Source organism: Isoptericola sp. NPDC056134 (assembly GCF_042264825.1).
GTDB lineage: Bacteria > Actinomycetota > Actinomycetes > Actinomycetales > Cellulomonadaceae > Isoptericola > Isoptericola nanjingensis.
Genome location: NZ_JBHJVM010000017.1, coordinates 64359 through 82517, shown reverse-complemented (window position 1 = coordinate 82517; position 18159 = coordinate 64359). Strand labels below are relative to the sequence as shown.

The 18159-nt window shown below is 75.6% G+C and carries 14 protein-coding genes; 9 read left to right on the top strand and 5 right to left on the bottom strand.

Annotated features, from left to right (window positions below):
* Positions 1-339 precede the first annotated feature (339 nt).
* The 4 genes from ACFCZN_RS16045 (at position 340) to ACFCZN_RS16030 (ending at position 9622) form a co-directional block, all read left to right on the top strand.
* Positions 340-576, top strand: a complete 237-nt coding sequence (locus ACFCZN_RS16045; protein ID WP_430557403.1) for a hypothetical protein — start codon at positions 340-342, stop codon at positions 574-576.
* A 101-nt stretch (positions 577-677) separates the two neighbouring features.
* Positions 678-3218, top strand: coding sequence for a S8 family serine peptidase (locus ACFCZN_RS16040; RefSeq protein WP_430557402.1), 2541 nt, complete (start codon positions 678-680; stop codon positions 3216-3218).
* A 2-nt stretch (positions 3219-3220) separates the two neighbouring features.
* Positions 3221-6133 carry an FG-GAP-like repeat-containing protein gene (locus ACFCZN_RS16035; protein WP_430557401.1) on the top strand — a complete coding sequence of 971 codons (2913 nt, stop codon included), beginning with the start codon at positions 3221-3223 and terminating at the stop codon, positions 6131-6133.
* 99 nt (positions 6134-6232) lie between these two features.
* Entirely contained in the window at positions 6233-9622 is a 3390-nt protein-coding gene (locus ACFCZN_RS16030; protein WP_430557400.1) for an AAA family ATPase, read from the top strand.
* A gap of 27 nt (positions 9623-9649) precedes the next feature.
* On the opposite strand, the gene ACFCZN_RS16025 is transcribed toward ACFCZN_RS16030, so the two are convergent.
* Complete coding sequence (locus tag ACFCZN_RS16025; protein ID WP_430557399.1) at positions 9650-10234, bottom strand: hypothetical protein; 585 nt, start codon at positions 10232-10234, stop codon at positions 9650-9652.
* Positions 10235-10316: 82 nt separating this feature from the next.
* Between ACFCZN_RS16025 and ACFCZN_RS16020 the strand changes: the two genes are divergently transcribed.
* On the top strand, positions 10317-11495 hold the full coding sequence (locus ACFCZN_RS16020; RefSeq protein WP_430557398.1) for an SLC13 family permease: 1179 nt from the start codon (positions 10317-10319) through the stop codon (positions 11493-11495).
* Positions 11496-11517: 22 nt separating this feature from the next.
* On the top strand, positions 11518-11985 hold the full coding sequence (locus ACFCZN_RS16015; protein ID WP_429766408.1) for a luciferase family protein: 468 nt from the start codon (positions 11518-11520) through the stop codon (positions 11983-11985).
* 39 nt (positions 11986-12024) lie between these two features.
* On the opposite strand, the gene ACFCZN_RS16010 is transcribed toward ACFCZN_RS16015, so the two are convergent.
* Positions 12025-12615 (bottom strand): phosphoribosylglycinamide formyltransferase, encoded by a 591-nt coding sequence (locus ACFCZN_RS16010; protein WP_430557397.1) that lies wholly within the window; start codon positions 12613-12615, stop codon positions 12025-12027.
* A 23-nt stretch (positions 12616-12638) separates the two neighbouring features.
* The gene (locus ACFCZN_RS16005) at positions 12639-13019 is read right to left on the bottom strand and encodes a VOC family protein (RefSeq protein ID WP_429766405.1); all 381 of its coding nucleotides are present in this window, start codon (positions 13017-13019) and stop codon (positions 12639-12641) included.
* Positions 13020-13080: 61 nt separating this feature from the next.
* On the opposite strand from ACFCZN_RS16005, the gene ACFCZN_RS16000 reads away from it, so the two are divergent.
* Positions 13081-13662: a 1-acyl-sn-glycerol-3-phosphate acyltransferase gene (locus ACFCZN_RS16000; RefSeq protein WP_429766403.1), complete on the top strand. Its 582-nt coding sequence runs from the start codon at positions 13081-13083 to the stop codon at positions 13660-13662.
* Positions 13663-13816: 154 nt separating this feature from the next.
* Positions 13817-14671: a GNAT family N-acetyltransferase gene (locus ACFCZN_RS15995; protein WP_430557396.1), complete on the top strand. Its 855-nt coding sequence runs from the start codon at positions 13817-13819 to the stop codon at positions 14669-14671.
* Here the strand turns inward: ACFCZN_RS15995 and ACFCZN_RS15990 are convergent.
* A complete protein-coding gene (locus ACFCZN_RS15990; protein ID WP_430557395.1) occupies positions 14552-16645 on the bottom strand; it encodes a hypothetical protein in 2094 nt (697 codons plus the stop codon). The genes ACFCZN_RS15995 and ACFCZN_RS15990 overlap by 120 nt on opposite strands.
* Before the next feature lie 107 nt (positions 16646-16752).
* Between ACFCZN_RS15990 and ACFCZN_RS15985 the strand changes: the two genes are divergently transcribed.
* Entirely contained in the window at positions 16753-17049 is a 297-nt protein-coding gene (locus ACFCZN_RS15985) for a hypothetical protein (protein WP_430557394.1), read from the top strand.
* Positions 17050-17140: 91 nt separating this feature from the next.
* Here the strand turns inward: ACFCZN_RS15985 and ACFCZN_RS15980 are convergent, their stop codons facing one another.
* Positions 17141-18031 (bottom strand): universal stress protein, encoded by an 891-nt coding sequence (locus tag ACFCZN_RS15980; protein ID WP_430557393.1) that lies wholly within the window; start codon positions 18029-18031, stop codon positions 17141-17143.
* Positions 18032-18159: the final 128 nt, after the last annotated feature.

Genomic DNA, 18159 nt, shown 5'->3' with positions numbered 1-18159 from the left:
CCAGACCCTCGACTGGGCCAAGCCCGCCGAAGCACTCAACCGCCTACTCTTGGCAGCCTGACGACGCGTGTTGCGACGACCGCTTGAACCCGCCGAGACTTCGCCGGTCAGCGACGCACCGCCTGTGTCCCCGGCTGGCGCGGCTACCAGACCGTCGTCGACGACCGGCGCGGGGACTATGGCGTCACGATGGCCGCGGACCGAGCGAGCGGTGCGCTCACCAGCTGCGTGCAGGAGGCCGAGGCCCCGTACACGCCGCTGGTCACCTCGGGATCCACTCTCCCCGAAGACCGACCGGCTCCGGACTGGGCCTTCGCTGTCTCTGGATCCGCTGGCGGCGTGGGGGCTCAGCTCGTCGGTCTCGCAGGCGAAGACGTCGCCTGCGTCGAGGTGCGGACCGCGGACGGCACCCGTCTCGACGCGCCGGTGACGGACGGGTACTGGGTGGCCTGGAGCGCCGACCTCGTCGACCCGACGACCGCGGGCGAGGCGGACGAGGGGCCTTGGGACGGCGCCACCATGACCTGGTACGACGCCGACGACGAGCCCCTCGGCGACGCCCCTGTCTTTCTCTGACGGCCCCCGGCCGCGCAGGCCGTGCGCGCCGGTAACGGCTCAGTAACGGCGCCTCCTTAGCGTGCAGGCACCCTGCACCTGCCCCTGAGGAGCGCACACCGATGCCCCTGCCCCGACCGCCCCGGCGGCGCCGCGCCGCCTGGGCCGCGGCCACGTTGACGGCCGCCGCCCTGCTGACCAGCCCCCTCTCGGCCGTCGCCGACCCTGCTGTCGCCGCCGGCGACAGCCCCAAGGTCGACTCCGCGCTCGCCGGCGCCGTGAAGGGTGGCAAGGACGCCACCTTCTTCGTCGTCCTCAAGGACCAGGCCAGGCTGTCCGCCCCCCGCGCCAAGCGCTCGCACGCGGCGCGGGCGACCGCCGCCTACACCGAGCTGAAGCGCCACGCCGAGACCAGCCAGCGCTCGCTCACCACGTTCCTGGACGAGCAGAAGGTGGGCCACCAGGACTTCTGGATCGCGAACACCGTCCAGGTGACCGGCGACGCCGACCTGGTCGCCGACCTGGCGAAGCGTTCCGACGTCGCGTCGATCGTCAAGGAGCAGACCTACCACCTCGACGAGACGGAGTCGACGCCTGCCGGCGCGGTCACGACCGCCCTGGAGGACGACGGCACCCCCGAGTGGGGTGTCGCCGACATCGACGCCGACGACGTCTGGAAGGACTACGACGACCGCGGCGAGGGCATCGTCGTCGCCAACGTCGACTCGGGAGTCCAGTACGACCACCCGGACCTGGTAAACAGCTACCGCGGCACCAACGGCGACGGCTCGTTCACGCACGACTACAACTGGTACGACGCGACGGGCGAGTGCGGCGACAGCGGCGTCCCCTGCGACAACAACGGCCACGGCACCCACACGATGGGCACGATGGTCGGGGACGACGGCATCGGCGTGGCCCCGGACGCGACGTGGATCGCCGCGAAGGGCTGCGAGACGGACTCCTGCACCGACACGTCGCTGCTCAAGGCGGGCCAGTGGATCCTGGCGCCCACGGACTCGGAAGGGAAGAACCCCCGCCCCGACCTCGCGCCGAACATCGTGAACAACTCCTGGGGAGGCGGCAAGACCACCTTCTACCAGGACATCCTCACCGCCTGGGACGCCGCGGGGATCTTCGAGGCGTTCGCCGCCGGCAACAAGGGCGACGGCGTGACCTGCTCCACGACCGAGTCCCCCGGCGCGCAGGCCCCGGCGTACGGCGTCGGCGCCTACGACGCGAGCGGCGTCATCGCGGACTTCTCCGGCTTCGGCCCGTCCCTCGTGGACGGCTCGGCCAAGCCGAACATCACCGCCCCGGGCGTCGACGTGCGCTCCACCTGGCCCGGCTCGGGGTACCAGGTCCTCGGCGGGACGTCGATGGCCACGCCGCACGTCGCGGGCGCCGTGGCCCTGCTCTGGTCGGCCGCCCCGTCGCTCATCGGCGACATCGAGGGCACCCGCGCGCTGCTCGACCAGGGCGCCCGCGACATCGACGACACGCACTGCGGCGGAACCGCCGGCATGAACAACGTGTGGGGCGAGGGCAAGCTGGACATCCTCGCGTCGGTCGACCTCGCGCCGCACACGGCCGCCACGCTCACCGGCACCGTCACGGACAAGGACACGGGCGCCCCGCTGCGCGGCGTCACCGTCACGGCGACGAGCCCCGCCACCGGCGCACGCACCGTCCTCACCGGCGTCGACGGCTCCTACCGCCTCACCCTCGCCGCGGGCACGTACGACCTGACCCTGAGCGGCTACGGGTACGCCCCGACGACGGTCGCCGGCCTCGAGCTCGCCGCGAGCGCCACGGTGTCGAAGGACGTCGAGCTCGCCGCGACGACCACCCACGCGGTCACCGGCACGGTGCTCGACGTCACCGGCGCGCCGCTCGCGGGCGCCACCGTCGAGGTCAGCGGCACGCCGCTGGACGCGGTCACCACGGGCGCCGACGGCACGTTCTCCGTCCCGGCCGTGGCCGAGGGCGACTACACGCTGACCGTCGAGCCGGCCGACCCCGTGCTCTGCAACGGCGACTCCCGCACCGACGTCACGGTCGACGGCCTCGAGACCCGCACCGTCCAGCTCCCGCCGCGCTCCGACGCGTACGGCAACAGCTGCACCCCCGCGGACTACTCCTGGGTCAAGGGCACGGACACGGTCGCCCTGAGCGGCGACGAGGACGCCACGACGATCGCGCTGCCGTTCTGGGTCAGCCTGTACGGCGTCGACTACTCCAGCGCCTCGGTCACCACCAACGGCCTGGTCAACTTCCTCGAGCCGCGGCTCGGCGACTACAAGAACACCGCGCTGCCCGCCGCGGCCCGGCCGAACGGCGTCGTCGCCCCGTTCTGGGACGACCTGACCCTGGACAAGAGGTCCAGCGTGCAGACGGCGCTGAAGGGCAAGGCCGGCAAGCGCACCTTCGCCGTCGTGTGGGACAAGGCGAAGCTCGCCTCGGACGACAGCCGCGTCTCGTTCGAGGTCCTGTTCGACGAGGCCTCCGGCGACATCACGTTCCAGTACAAGACCGTGCCCGGCGACGGCGCCTCGGCGACCGTCGGCATCGAGAACCAGGCCGGCTCCGACGCCCTCCAGTACTCGTTCGACCAGTCCGTCCTCACGGACGGCGCGGCGATCCGCATCGCGCAGGGAGACTGACCATGAAGCTCACCCATCACCGGCGGGCGTCACAGCTCGCCTGTACCCTCGTCGCCGCCGGCCTCGTGCTCGCGATCGCCCCGCAGGCCTCCGCGGCCGGGCACGACGACGGCGCCGCCCGGACCCTGACCGACGCCCAGGCGCAGGACCTGGCCGACCGCATGAGCGGCGGGCTCTACGGTGACGCGTCGGTCGGCGCCGGCACCGACGACGCCGCAGCCGGGCCCACGGAGGGCGCGGAGGCCGACGCAGCCGATCCGGTCGACCCGACGACGCCCGTCACCTTCACCGCCACGTCCTCGATGGAGGGCGTGCGGGGCCTGGGCGTCACGCTCCCCGCGAAGGGGCAGCAGTACTTCACGCTGCACAGCCTGGGGAACGTCCAGCTGCACACGCCGGACGGCAGCACCGTCTGGGAGCGCACCAACGACTCCCTCTACGCGGACTGGGGCGTCAAACCCGCCCGCGTGTGGGAGAAGACGATGTACCCGCCGCTGGTCCTCATGGGCTACAACGCGGTCAGCCCGTTCTCCCCGACCTCCGACGCGGGGTACGACACCGCCGACCTCACCGGCGACGGCGTGCCCGACCTCGTGTTCTCGGCGGCGGTCGGCGTCAGCCCGCCCGTCGGGGCGACCATCCCCGGCACCACGATGAAGACCGGCACCCTCGTCACCGTCCTGGACGGGAAGACGGGCGCGACGGCGTGGTCGAAGGTGTACTCGTACGCCTCGATGGTGAAGGTCATCGGCGACACCCTGCTCGTCGCGGACGCGCCGCGGACCAACCAGTACGCGCCCGCGGACCAGACGGCCACGCTGACCGGCACCCGCTTCACCGTCGCCGACGGCGTCCTCACGCCTGCGGAGACCTGGACGTTCGACACCGGCGAGGCCGGCGCGGCGTCGTGGGGCGCCGTCGAGGACCTCGGCGACGGGCACGTCGCCGTCTCGTGGAACCGGCGCAAGACCGACGCGGTCGCCCCTGAGGGACACACGCTCGTGCTCGACACGGCCGACGGCGCGACGGTGTGGCAGGCGGACGGCGACCTGTACGGGCGCCAGCTCCACCTCGACGCGGCCCGCGGCCGCGTCGTCGCCCTCGAGCAGGCCGACGTCTCCGACGCTCTGAGGTACGCGATCGTGACCTACGACCTCGGCACCGGCGACCGGGACGTCCTCAGCACCCGGGTGAACGCGCTGCCCACCGCGATGCTGGTCGGCGACGCCGCGGCCGGCGGCGGCACCGAGTACGTGGTCTCCGAGTCCACGCTCGACGCGAACCTCTACGTCAACGCCAGCACGGTCCGCGTCCTCAGCGGCAAGGACGGCACCAGCCTGCAGTGGAGCGCCACGACCAAGCGCGACGCCGCCAACCCCGGCGAGGCGCCCAGCACGTGGGGCCTCGACGTCGCGGGCGGCCTGCTGATCGCCACCGCGCAGGACGACGACGGCATGGCCACCGCCGACAACCCGGGCGGGCTGCGCTATGGCGCGGTCACGGCGTACACCACCAAGGGCAAGGTGAGGTGGCGCCAGGAGGGCGTCGCCGCGTCGCCGATGTTCCAGCAGGTCTATCGCTCCGGCGGCACGGACTACGTCCGCGTGGTCGACCAGTCGCAGAACATCCACACGTACACGGTGGCCGCGGGCAAGGAGACCGGCCTCACCCCGCTGCGGGGCGACCTGAACTTCGCCGGGTCCGCCGACCTGGACGGCAACGGCAAGCCCGAGGTCGTCGCCGGCGGCCAGTCCCGCGGGGTGTGGGCCTGGGACGGCCGATCCCTCGTCAAGGGGACGCCGAAGCAGCTGTGGCGCGCCACCGTGCCCGGCGAGGTGCACGACGTGCGCACCGGTGACGTGAACGGCGACGGGAAGCCCGAGGTCGTCGTCGCCGCCGACGTGGCGACCGTGATCCTCGACGGGGCCACCGGCACCGTGCTCACGACGATCGACGGCGAGGGGCGGTACGTCCGCTCCGTCACCGTGGCGGACGTGAACGACGACGGCAAGGACGAGGTCCTCGTGCCGACCGACGCGCTGCGCGCGTTCGACGCCCGCGGCCGGTCCGTGTGGACGTACGAGGCGCCGGAGGCGGCGGGCGACGTCGTCTTCTCGGACACCGTGGTCGGCGACGGCCAGGTGTACGCGCAGTACGCCAGCGTCGGCTCGCTCGAGATGACCGACGGCGTGCAGGGGGCGGTCGCGATCGACGGGACGACCGGCGCGGCCGGCTGGGAGGCGACCCCGACCGCCCCGGCGCAGGGCACGAACGGGAAGCTGTACGGCGCGATCCTGCGCCGCGGCGTCTTCACCTCGCCGTCGATCCCCTACGCGGACGGGCACGCCGTGGTCTACACGTGGATCACGTCGATCGCGAAGACGACCGACAGCGACCTCTCGGTCGCCGAGCCGCGGGCCGTCACCGAGATCCGCGACGGGCGCACCGGCGAAGTGCTCCACCGGGCGGTCGTGGGCAGCCCCTGGTCGCACGACGGCTACTTCGCCGACGACGAGGCGGGCGTGCTGTACCAGCTCAGCTTCGGCACGCTGAAGGGCTTCGGGCCCGACGGCGCCGCGACCAGTAGCTCGGTGGTCTCGCCGCTGCGCGGCGTGCAGTTCATCACCGGGCCGGGCGGCCGCCGTCTGCTGGCCGGCGGCATCGAGGGCGGCGTCGGCGCGTGGGACCCGACGGTGCTGACGACGGGCTGGTCGTTCCAGAACGGTGTGGGCACGGGACGTAGCCTCGGCGGGCGCAACTACCTGGCCGCCGACCTGGACGGCGACGGGGGCGAGGAGATCGTCTCGCTGGGCTTCGACCACCACGGCTACGACCGCATGGCCGAGCAGCTCGGCAGCCGCGTGCTGTCGCTCGACGACAACAGCCACCGGATCGCGACGTTCAAGCTCTCCTGACCGTCTCGAACAGCGCATCACGAGGACCCCCGGGCATCTGCCTGGGGGTCCTCGGTCGTGGACACCGGGTGAAATCCGGCTCGATTACAGTGACGCGTCATGGAACCCGGCCCCAGCTCATCGACGGGCCCGGCCGCGCCCGGCGCCCCGTTGCTGCGGCTGCACCTCCTGGGCGGGTTCCGGGTGACCCGCGACGGCGGGCCCGAGCTCCCGGAGCGCTGGCCTCGTCCCAGCGCCCGCACGCTCGTGAAGCTGCTCGCCGTCTCGCCCGAGCGACGTCTGCACCGCGAGGAGGCGATGGACGTCTGCTGGCCCGACGCGAACGGGTCCGCCCAGGTGGGTAGCCTGCGCGTCGCTCTGCACGCGGCACGCCACGCGCTGGAGCCGGAGCTGGCGCCGCGGGCCTCGTCGTCGTACCTGGTGACGGACGGCGCGCTGCTGCGGCTCGATCCGGACGCCGTGTGGATCGACGCCGACCACGCCGAGGCGGCCGCCGTCGCGGCGCTCGCCACGCGCGACCCGGGCGACCTCGCCACCGCGCTCGCCCTGTTCACCGGCGAGCTGCTGCCCGAGGACCGCTACGCCACCTGGGCGCAACCCCGCCGCGACCGGATCGACGCGCTGCGCGAGCAGGTGCGGCTCGCCCTGGCGGCCGCGCACCTGACGGCCGGGGACGTCGCCGCGGCGGTGGCGGCCGCGGAGGCGGTGCTCGGGGACAGCCCTGCGGAGGAGCTGGCCCACCGGGTGCTCATCGAGGCGTTCCTGCGCCAGGGGCTGCGCCGGCGGGCGGTGTACCAGTACCACGCGTGCCGCGAGGCCCTCGACGCCGAGCTCGGGGTGCGGCCCGGCCCCGAGACGGAGCGCCTGCACCGCCTCGCCCTCGACGCCTCTCCGACCGGCACGCCCACCGGCTCCGCGCTCCCCGCGCTCCTGCGGGTCCCCGCCGCGGCGCCGCTCCGCGGCCGCGACGCCGAGCTCGCGCGGCTCCTCGCCGACGACGGGCCACCCGTGCGGCTGCTGACGGGCGAGGCGGGGGTGGGCAAGACGCGACTGGTCGCCGAGGTCGCGCGGCGCGCCGCCGCGGACGGCGCCGCCGTGCTGTGGGGCGGGGGGCACGACGCCGAGGGGCACACGCCGTACGGGGCGTTCGCGGAGGCCCTCGACGGCTGGCTGGCCGAGCAGAGCGCCGGCGCGCGCGCCCGCGTCGGAGCGGAGCACCCGGAGCTGGCGGCCTTCCTGCCGTCGCTCGGCCGCGCGGACGGCGCCGGCCGGAGCCCCGAGGAGGAGCGGGACCGGCTGTTCCGCGGCACCGCCGCACTGCTCGGCGACCTCGCCGCCGCGCGCCCCGTCGTCGTCGTGCTGGACGACCTGCACGCCGCCGACGCCGGGTCGTTCCAGCTGCTCGGCCACCTCGCCCGAAGGGCCGCCCGGGCGGGCACCGCGCTCCGCTTCCTCGTGACGCTGCGGTGGGAGGAGCTGCCCGACGGCGACACCCGCCGCGTCGGGCTGACGTCCCTGGAGCGGGCCGGGCTCGCCGCGCCCGAGGAGGTGGGGCGGCTCGACCGGGCCGCGTGCCTCGCCGTCGCGGCGGACGCCCTCGGTCAGGAGGGCGGCGGGGAGGACGCGGACCGGGATCCCGACGCCGACGCCCGTCTCGGCCGGGTCTGGGACCTGTCCCTCGGCAACCCGCTGTTCGCCGCGGAGCTCGCTCGGGGGCTCCGCGACCCCGCCGGGCCCGAGGAGGACGGCGGCCACGACGTCGCGCCGCTCGGCGTGCGACAGCTGGTCGACGAGCGGCTGGGGCGGCTCGACGCCGACGCCCGGCAGGTGGTGGAGGCGCTGTCCGCGGCGGGCGGGGACGCCGCGCTCACCGAGCTGCTCGACGTCGCCGCCGAAGGCCTGAACCCGCCGCTGACGGGGGCCGCGGCCGCGGACGCCGTGGAGCGCGCGCTCGCGGCGTCGCTCGTGGAGGAGCGCGTGGTCGTCGTCGACGGGCGCGCCGAGACGGGCCTCGCGTTCCGGCACCCGCTGGTGCGGATCACCTGCTACGACCGGCTCAGCGCCGTCCGGCGCCGGAGGCTGCACGCCGCGTTCGCGCAGACCGTCCTGCGCCGCCGGCCGGAGGCGGTGGACGTGCTGGCCTCGCACTTCGCCCGCACCGACGACCCCCGCGCGGCCGAGTACCTGCGCCGCGCCGCCGAGCGCGCCGCCGCCCTGTACGCGAACGACTCCGCCGACCGCTACTACCGCGACCTCGTCGCCCGCCTCGACGTCGACGCCGCCCGGGCGCGGCTCGACCACGGCCAGGTCCTGCGGCGCATGGGCCAGTTCGAGCAGGCGGTCCAGGTGCTGCGGCCGGCGCTCGCCGAGTTCTCGCGGCGGGAGGACCACGACGGCACCGTGCTCGCGGCGTCCCGGCTGGCCGAGATGCTCGCCCGCACCGGCGACCAGGAGGACGCCGTGCGGGTGCTGGAGGGTCATCCGGTGGAGCCCCGCACGTCGCCCGAGCAGGCCGCCGCCCATCACCTGGCCTGGGCCACGCTCCTGAGTCGGCTCGGGCGCCACGACGAGGGCGTCGTCGCGGTGGACCGTGCACTGCTGGCCGTCGACCACGTGCCGCCGTCGTCCCGCGACGGCCTCCTGGCCCGCGCCTACGCCCTGCGCGCGACGAACCTCGGGAAGTCGGGGCGGATCCGCGAGGCCGGCGAGGCGGCGGACATAGCCCTCCCCCACGCCCAGGCGTACGGCGACCCGACACTGCTCGGCAACATCCTCTCCTCGCAGCGCGAGAACGCCCGGCGGGCCGGTCGCCTCGACGAGTCGGTCGCGATCGGCCGCCGCGCCCTCGACCTGGTCGCACAGTCAGGCGACCCGGTCTCCGCGGCGTTCGAGCGGGCGAACCTCGCCGAGCTCCATCTGCTGCTGGGCGACGTGGACCGAGCGCGCGACCTGGCGGAGGAGGCGGTGCGCGGCGCCGAGGACGAGGCCGGGTGGCTCGTGCCGTACGCGCTCGCCGTGCTCGGCCGCGTCCGCACGGCCGAGGGTCGGCCCGGCGACGCCGGCGCCCTGTTGGAACGCGCCGTGGCGGCCGCCACCCTGCTCGCCGACCGGCAGGCCCTGCACGAGGCGAGCACCGCGCTCGCCGAGCTCGCCCTGCGCGAGCAGCGCCCGCTCGACGCCCTGCGCGCGCTCGACGGCGCCTGGGAACCCGTGCCCGTGCTCGCCGCCCGGTGCGCGCTGAGGACCGGTGAACCCGCCCGCGCCCTGGAGCTGTCCGCGGCGGAGGCCACGCGCGCCCACGGCACCGGGGAGCGGCTCGCGGAGGTCGACGCGCAGGTGGTGCAGGCCGCCGCCCTGCGCCGGCTCGGCGACACCGTGCGCGCCGACGCCGTGCTCGCGGCGGCCGCCGCGCTGGCCGAGGCCCTCCCCTACCCTGCGGGCGCGGCTGCTGCCGCCGACGCCCGCGGCGACCGCCCGGCGAGCCCCTGATCAGGCCGGACGGGCGCCGCAGGCAGCTCATTGCGGCGCGGTGAGGTGCTCCTCCCACGGCAGCAGGGTGACCGGGTGCGGCGGGTGGTCGGACGCCCGCAGGGTCAGGTCCACGACGGCCGCGCGCACCCGCGCCCAGTCGGCGTCGCCGCCGGGGCCGCCGGACCCGTCCGGACCCTGCGCGACCTCGAGGATCTGCCGCAGCACCAGGACGGCGCGCGCCCGGTCGACGCGGTCCGCGGTGCCGGGCCGGGTGGCGGCGCGCACAACCTGGGCGGCGAGGGCCGCGCCGCGCGACCCGGGCTCGAGCGGGTCCGACGTGGCCAGGCGCACCGGCACCGGCGCCGCGCGCAACGACCACCGCGTGCCGGACGGGTCGTGCGCCACGATCCGCGTCGGGCCGCGCAGCAGCGACGCCACCAGCAGACCGTCGGCGACCAGCACCGCGACCCCGCCGGCCGCCAGCACCCAGCCGGCCGGCTGCGGCCCCGAGACGCCGGTGAGCATCAGCACGCCCAGCCACACCACCCAGACGGTGGCGCAGCCGAGGCCCACGAGCGCGAAGATCAGGGGCGCGGAGGCGTCCCCGGGGCGTCGCCGTCGAGTGCTCATACCCCTCAGTTGCCGGCGGGGGGTCGATCACTACATCGTCGATCGATACGGCTGAAGTCGGGCCGACGTCTACGCTCAGCCCGTGACACGCCCCGCGCGACGGCTCCTGCCGCCCCTGTGGGTGCCCGCCCTGGTGCTCGTCGTCGTCCTGCCGCTGTCGGGGGCGCTGCCGGCCGCCGAGGCCCGCTCCCTCGCCGCCCTGACCGGGCCGGTGCTCGGCTTCGTCGTCCTGCTCACGGTGGTCGCCGAGCTCTGCGCGGGCGCGGGGCTGTTCGACGCCGTCGCGGACGGCGCCGCCCGGCTCGCCCGCGGGCGGGCGCTGGCGCTGTGGCTCCTCGTGGCCGCGGTCGCGACCCTCTGCACCGTCGTCCTGTCCCTCGACACGACCGCCGTGCTGCTCACCCCGGCCGTCGTGGCCGTCGCCCGCCGCGCCGGCCGCGACCCGCTCCCCCTCGCGCTCACCGTGCTGGCGCTCGCCAACACGGCGTCGCTGCTGCTGCCGGTCTCCAACCTCACCAACCTCATGGCCGCACGGTCGTTCGACACCGGGTACCTCGGCGTCATGGTCGCGCCCGCCGCCGCGGTGCTCGTCGTCGTGGTCGCCGCGCTCGCCGTCCTGCACGCGCCGGCGCTGCGCGGCACGTACGCCGTGCCGGAGCCTCGCCGGGCCGCCGACCCGGTGCCGCTGGGGACGGCGGGGGCCGTCGTCGTCCTCATGGGTGCCGGCTTCGCGGCCGGGCTGCCGGTCCTGCCCGTGGCGCTGGGCGCCGTCGTCGCGCTCGGGGCGGCGACGGCGTGGCGCCGGGTCCCGCTGCCCGTCCCGGTCCGCGAGCTCGTGCCGTGGCGCACGGTCGTGGTCACCGCCGGCCTGTTCGCCGTCGTCGGCACGTGGCACGCGCACGGCCTCACGGACCTGCTCGCCCCGCTCGTGGGCACGGGCGACGACGCGGGGTCCCTCGCGCAGGTCGCCGCCGTCGGCGCGGTATCGGCGAACGCGGTGAACAACCTGCCCGCCTACCTCGCGCTCGCGCCCACCGTGACGGGCGACGACGCCCGGCTGGCGGCGCTGCTCGTCGGCGTCGACGCCGGGCCGCTGATCACGCCCTGGGCGTCGCTCGCCACGCTGCTGTGGCTCCAGCAGTACCGGCGGCACACGTTCTCCGCCCCGACGGGGCTGGTGCGCCACGTGGTGCTGCAGGGCGCCGTCGTCGCGCCGCTCGCCGTCGCGGCGGGCGTGCTCGCGCTGGCGGTGGCGGGCTGACGGGAGCGGGTACCGTGCCACCGTGCCGACCGCCCCACGCCTGACCACCGCCCGCCCGGGCGACCGACCCGCCACCTCCGACGAGGGCCCGCACCGCCAGCTCACCCAGCGGTCGACGCCCGCCCTGTGGGGCGAGCTGGTCGCCCGCGTCTTCGCGCTCGACGGCGTCGTCGAGGGCCACAGCCAGGTGTCGCCGAAGTCCTCGCGCGCGGTCTTCCTCGCCGACCTCGAGCAGGAGCGGGAGCCGTCGACGAACCTCGCCCCGGGCCGCCGCCTCGAGCCCGTGCACCTGCACGGCGTGACCGACACGAGCGTGCACCTGGTGCTGCCGCACGAGCGCGGCGAGGAGCTCGTCGCGCTCGGGTGGGCGGAACCGCACCAGTACGAGGACTTCGGCACCGAGTACATGGTCTACGGCCCGCGCGACGCCGCGGAGGTCGACGCCGTCGTGTCCGTCGTGGCCGAGAGCCTCGCCTTCGCGCGCGGCTGAGGCCTGACCTGGCCCGGGGTGACACGCCGGCGCACCGGCTCAGGAGGACCAGGCCCGCAGCACCTCGACGAGGAGCGACTTCTCCGCAGCCTGCACCCGGGCGCGCAGGGCGGGCACGTCGTCGCCGGGGACGACCGGCACCTCGGTCTGCGCGACGACGGGTCCCTCGTCGTAGTCCGCCGTCACCACGTGGACCGTCGCGCCGGAGACCGTGCGGCCGGAGGCCAGGACGGCCTCGTGCACGCGGTCGCCGAACATGCCGGCGCCGCCGAACTCCGGCAGCAGGGCGGGGTGCGTGTTGAGGATCCGCCCGTCGTAGCGGGCGAGGACCCGCGGCCCGAGCTTCTTCATGTACCCGGCGAGCACCACCACGTCGGCCTCGGCGCCGTCGAGCGCGTCGAGGACGGCGGCGTCGAGGTCGTCCACGTCCGGGTGCGTGACACCGCTGAGGTGGGCGGTCGGGACGCCGTGCCGCCGGGCGACGTCGAAGATCCCCGATCGGCTGTTGTTCCCGAGCACGAGCCGCACGTCGGCGGCGCCCGACCCCAGGAGGTGGTCGGCGGTGCTCCCCGCGCCCGACCCGAGGAGGGCGACACGGAGCGGGACGCGAGGGCTCGCGGCAGCGGTCACGGCACGAGCCTGCCAGAGCCCGGTCAGGCCGTCGCCCACACCCCGAGCTCGTTGCCGCTGGGGTCGAGGAAGTGGAAGCGGCGGCCGCCGGGGAACTCGTACGGGCCGTCGACCACCCGACCACCCGCGGCCGTCACGCCGGCCAGCGTCGCGTCGAGGTCGTCGGAGTACAGCAGGACGAACGGCCCGCCCCGGGAGACGTCGGCGGCCTCGGCCAGGCGCAGCCCACCTGCCTCGGCAGGCGCCTGCTCCGCGGCCGTGCGGATGCCCGCGTACCCCGGACCGTAGGAGACGAACTCCCAGCCGAAGGCCGCGGCGTAGAACTCCTGGGCCGCCGAGAGGTCGGTCACCGGCAGCTCGAGGTAGTCGATGGTGTGGTGGACGCCGTGCGCGTGCTCGCTCATCCCGGCAGCATGGCGCGGCCCTCCGACACGGGTTCTGCGAGACGGCCGGTAGAGTCGCCCGATGCTCAGAACCCTGCGGCGTGCGCTCGCCGGCACCTACTGGCGGCTCAGCCGCTGGACCCTGCGCAGCGAGCCCGCGCCGGCGCAGGCGGGCGTGCTGGTGGGCGCGCCGCACACGTCGAACTGGGACTTCGTCCTCATGCTCGCCATCGCGTGGCGGCTCGGCCTGGACGTGCGCTGGCTGGGCAAGCACACCCTGTTCGCCGGCTGGCGCGGTCCGCTCATGCGAGCGCTGGGCGGCATCCCCGTGGACCGTCGCGACCCCAGCCGCGTGGTCGACGACGTGCTCGCCCACGTCCGCGCCGGCGAGGTGTTCCACCTCGTCGTCACGCCCGAGGGCACGCGGTCGGGCGACGGGTGGAAGTCCGGCTTCTACCGCATCGCCCGGGCCGCCGACCTGCCGGTGACGCTCGGGTACGTCGACCGCACCACGATGACGACCGGCCTCGGCCCCACCCTCCGCCTCACCGGCGACGTGCGCGCCGACATGGACGAGATCCGCGCGTTCTACGCCGACAAGGCGGGCGTACGCCCGGCGCTGCGCACCGAGCCGCGGCTCGCCGACGAGGACCGCCCCGGCTGACGCCACCGCGTCAGCCGCGCGCCACGTGGTCGTAGGCGCCTGCGGCGAGGTCCTCGACCAGGGTCGGGCCGACGGGCTCCCAGCCCAGCCGCTCGCGGGTGATCGCGCTCGACGCGACGGCGTCCATGCCCCAGAACCGGCTGAGCCAGCCGAAGTGGTCGGCGGCGTCGGCCCGGTCGACGGAGACGGCGGGCAGGGGTTCGAGCAGACCACGACCGCGCAGATCGCCGAGCGCGCCGACGTCACCGAGCGCACGTACTTCCGGCACTTCGCCGACAAGCGCGAGGTGCTGCTCGACGGCGGGCACGAGCTCGAGGCGGCCGTCGGGGCGGCGATCACCGCCGCGCCCGACGCCGACGACCCCCTCGACGCCCCGTCGCCGACGAGGTGCGGTCCGCGCTCGCGGCCCTGCGCGCCCAGGCCCGCCGCTAGGCTCGCCGTCGTGCCCGACACCGGAACGACCACCCCGTTCACCGCTGACCTGCCGGCCAGGGTCGTCCTCCGGCTGCTGCACCGCGACGACGGCCCAGCCCTCGCAGCCGCCTACACCCGCAACCGCGAGCACCTCGAGCCGTGGGAGCCGGCCCGGCCGGAGCAGTTCTTCGAGGCCGCCTACCACGCGGAACGCATCCCGGTCGAGCTGCTCGCGCACGGGTCGGGGCGGGGCGTCCCCCTCGTGCTGGAGCGCGACGGCGAGGTCGTCGGCCGCGTGAACCTGTCCGACATCGTGCTCGGAGCGTTCCGCAACGCCCACCTGGGCTACTGGGTCGACGCCTCGCTCGCCGGGCGCGGCGTCATGACCGCGGCCGTCGAGGCCGCGTGCGCGCACGCCCGCGACGACCTGGGCCTGCACCGCGTCCAGGCGGCGACCCTGCTGCACAACGCGGCGTCACAGAAGGTGCTCGCGCGGACCGGTTTCGACCGCATCGGCACCGCGCCGTCCTACCTCCGGATCGCCGGACGCTGGCAGGATCACGCCCTCTTCCAGCGCATCCTCCACGACGACTGACCCCGCAGCGGCAGGGTCCACCGCCGCGGACCGACGTCGACGGCGCACCACGAGCGCGACCACCCCGCCGGCCGCCGCCAGCACCAGCACGACCAGGCCGGCCCCGGCGGCCGTGGAGAGACCGGCCCGGTCCGACGCCGCGCCCGCGCGCTCGGCGGCAGCGTCCAGGTCGCCGGCGGCGAGGTCGTCCCGCGCCCGCTCGGCCGACCGGTCGACGCCGAGCACCAGCGCCCCCAGCTCCGTCACCGGGTCGCGGTCCGCGTCGGACGTGCGGACGGCCGCGCCGACGCGCGTCGTCACCTCGGCGGCCCGCGGCAGCAGGGCGGCGAGCTCCTCGTAGGCGTCGGCGTCGGACGCGCCCTCGTAGGCGGCGCGCACCGCCGCCGGGACGCCCAGCCCGGCCTCTTCCGCGGCTGCCTGGACGGCGCCGGCGTCCTGCGCCGCGCCGTCGAGGGCGGACCGCACGTCCTTCGCCTCGCCGAACTCCCAGCGGGTCATGGCCGTGCGCAGCCCGAGCGGCGGCGCCCACGCGCCGTCGGCCTCGTCCAGGGTCGCGTACGCCTTCCGCGCGGCGGCCCGGGGCTCGAGCACGGCCTTCTGCTCGGCGTCGAGCACCCACGTGCGCAGCACCTTCGGGGCGCCGGAGACGCCGCCCCGCTCCTCCACCAGGTCGAGGAAGCGCCGCCAGTCGGTCCGGCCGCCGTTCTCCTCCATGGAGCCCGGGCGCTCGTACGCGCCCTCCCCCGCCTGCGCCGCCGAGACCACGGCCGTGAACGCGTCGTCGTCGAGCCCGCCCAGCAGCTTCCGCACCGCGGTGTACGACGCCGCGTACCCGTACTGCTCGGCGTCCGCGTCGAGCTCGCCCGGGTGCGCGTCCCAGGCCGAGAGGGGCACGGCGACGTCGGCGTGGCGGTCGGGCGCCGACCACGGGTCGCTCGACGCACCCGTCCGCTCCACGACGCGCTGCGCCACCACCTCCGTCACGCCCTCGGACAGCCACCGCTCCGTGAGGCGGTCCTGGTTCAGCCAGGCGTGCCCGAGCTCGTGGTAGAGCGTCGCGGGGTCGAGGTCCTCCGGGATGACGATCTCGTCCTTGTCCGGGTCGAACCACGCGTACCCCAGCACCTTGGGCGACACGTCCTCGCGGATCGTGTCGAGCCCGCCCGGCCACGGCCGCCCGACGAGGTCCTCCAGCACCGGCAGGCCCTGTCGCAGCCGCTTCGCCACGAAGCCGGTCCACTTCTCGTCGCCCGGGAAGCTCTGCAGGGTGAGCGTCGTGCCGCCCACCTCGACGTCCTTCTCGTCCGCCTTCTTCGGGTCGCGCGCCGACACGACCGCCCAGATGCCGTCCTTGTCCGTGTTCTCCGTGGCCGTGTACGTGACGGTCTTCCCGTCCCGCTCCGACCGGAACGCGTCGGACGTCGCGTCGAACGTCATCGACGCCGGCAGCACCACCTCGACCGTCGTCCGGCCCGCGTCCCCCACGCCCGACGCCGCGAACGTCGCGAAGCCGTCGCCCACCCGCGTGTAGTCCTTCGAGCGCACCGGCTCGCCCGGCACGACGAAGCTCCACTCGATGGTGCGCGTCTGCCCGTACCGCAGCGGCGCGAACGTCGCCACGGCGTACCGGGTGCTCGGGTCCTCGGTCGCCTCGAGCCGCACCGGCAGGTCGGCACCGCCGCTCGTCGCGCGCACGGCCTCGGCGCCGGCCGGCACGGCGATCGAGTAGCTCGTGAAGTAGTAGTACGTCAGCCCGCGGTCGGGCGTGACGTTGCCGATGGTGGTGGTCGTCGTGGCCCGCACCTCGGTGTCCTTCGCCCGCAGCACGTACCGGCTGTGCGACTCCTCCGTGAGCCCCTCGTCGGCGACGGCGGCCGGTCCGGCCAGCAGGAGGGCGCCGGTCAGACCCGCGCCGAGCAGAGCGGGCAGCAGGTGCGGCGCGGCACGTCGGCGCGGCGCGGGCGAGGGGATCATCGCGCGCATCCTTGCGCCTGCCGTCGGCACGCCGCAAGCCCGCCCGGAGTGCGCGACGTCGTCCCGTGCGGTAGACCGGAACCCGTCGGGCCGCGGAGGGGGACGCCATGGGTACTGACAGCACCGGTGCCGGCGAAGGCACCACCCGCACGGATGCCGGGTCGTTGACCATCGCCCTGCTCACGGCGTGCTCGGAACCCGACCTCGGCATCCGCTCGCGCGTCGTGCAGGAGCTGCTCGACGAGGCGAGCATCGACCCCCGCCTCGCGCGCGAGGTGATCACCACCATGCTCACGGCGTCGGTGATGTCCCTGCGCGCCTACACCGACGTGACGCGGCGCGACCCGAGCGACGTCCTGCGCGCGCTCGGCACCAGCTGGTCGCAGCGCTCGCTCAACGCCTGAGACCCAACGCCTGAGACCGCGCACCTCGCCGGCCGCACGAGTTCCTGCCGCCGCGGCCCACCGGGGGAGTCGACGGGCGCGCGGCGGCAAGCTAGTCGTGCACCACCGCCACGGCGCACGGCGCGTGGCGCACGATCCGGTCGGGCCCGCCGCGCGCGCGGCCGACCTGCAGCGAGGCGGCGCGACCGCAGACCACCACCAGGTCGTCCGACCGCAGCGCGGCGAGCAGCGCGCCCGGCGCAGCGCCGCCGCGCGTCCCGACCGTCCAGTCGACGGCGGGGTACTTCTCCCCCCACCGCGCGACCCGGGCCTCGAGGTCGGCCCGCGCCTCGGCGCGCAGCCGCTCCAGCCACGCCAGGTCGCCGTCGGTGGCGCCCGCGAACATCCCCTCGTCGGCGGAGTGCGCCGCCGTGAGGGGCACGCCGGCGCGGTCGGCCTCGTCGAATCCCGCCTCGAGCACGCGGTCGGAGGCCTCGCGGGGGTCGACGGCGACGACGACGCGGCGCGGCTCCTGGGCGCGGGCGGCGCGCGGCACGACGACCACCGTGCCGGGGGCCAGCGCCGCCACCGTGGACGAGATCGAACCCATGGGGACGCGGTCGAACGTGCCGACGCCCCGGCGACCCACCACCACGACGGCGCCGCGGCGAGCGTGCTGCACGAGGACGGCGCACGCGTCGCCACGCACGGCCACGAGCTCGACCGCGCCGGGCGACGTGCCGAGCGTCCGCGCAGCCGTCGTGCGCTCGAACCTGACGCCGGCCCGGGCGACCAGCGTCTCCGCCTCGGCCCTCGGCTCCGGGCCGTGGGCCGTCACCGACCCGACGCCGACCGGCTGGGCGTAGGCGTGCACGACGACGAGTCGCGCCGCCAGGCGCACGGCCTCGCCCGCCGCCCACGCCATCGCGTGGTAGCCACCCTCCGAGCCGTCGACACCCACGACGACGTCCCGGACCGGTCCCTCCACGCTGCTGATCGCCATGACGTCCTCCTCCGACCGCTCCAGTGGGCCACGCGCGCCGGGACGCTCGGAAGTGCCGAACGCCCCGGCGGCCGGGCCGAAGGTCCCGATCCGGGCCATCGGGGGCATTCGAGGACACGGCGGACTAC

Excerpts from the sequence above, each read along its gene's own strand:
- ACFCZN_RS16025 (WP_430557399.1), bottom strand. The coding sequence starts at position 10,234 with ATGAGCACTCGACGGCGACGCCCCGGGGACGCCTCCGCGCCCCTGATC.
- ACFCZN_RS16000 (WP_429766403.1), top strand. The coding sequence starts at position 13,081 with ATGCTCAGAACCCTGCGGCGTGCGCTCGCCGGCACCTACTGGCGGCTC.
- ACFCZN_RS16035 (WP_430557401.1), top strand. The coding sequence starts at position 3,221 with ATGAAGCTCACCCATCACCGGCGGGCGTCACAGCTCGCCTGTACCCTC.
- ACFCZN_RS16005 (WP_429766405.1), bottom strand. The coding sequence starts at position 13,019 with ATGAGCGAGCACGCGCACGGCGTCCACCACACCATCGACTACCTCGAG.
- ACFCZN_RS15980 (WP_430557393.1), bottom strand. The coding sequence starts at position 18,031 with ATGGCGATCAGCAGCGTGGAGGGACCGGTCCGGGACGTCGTCGTGGGT.
- ACFCZN_RS16040 (WP_430557402.1), top strand. The coding sequence starts at position 678 with ATGCCCCTGCCCCGACCGCCCCGGCGGCGCCGCGCCGCCTGGGCCGCG.
- ACFCZN_RS15990 (WP_430557395.1), bottom strand. The coding sequence starts at position 16,645 with ATGATCCCCTCGCCCGCGCCGCGCCGACGTGCCGCGCCGCACCTGCTG.
- ACFCZN_RS15985 (WP_430557394.1), top strand. The coding sequence starts at position 16,753 with ATGGGTACTGACAGCACCGGTGCCGGCGAAGGCACCACCCGCACGGAT.
- ACFCZN_RS16030 (WP_430557400.1), top strand. The coding sequence starts at position 6,233 with ATGGAACCCGGCCCCAGCTCATCGACGGGCCCGGCCGCGCCCGGCGCC.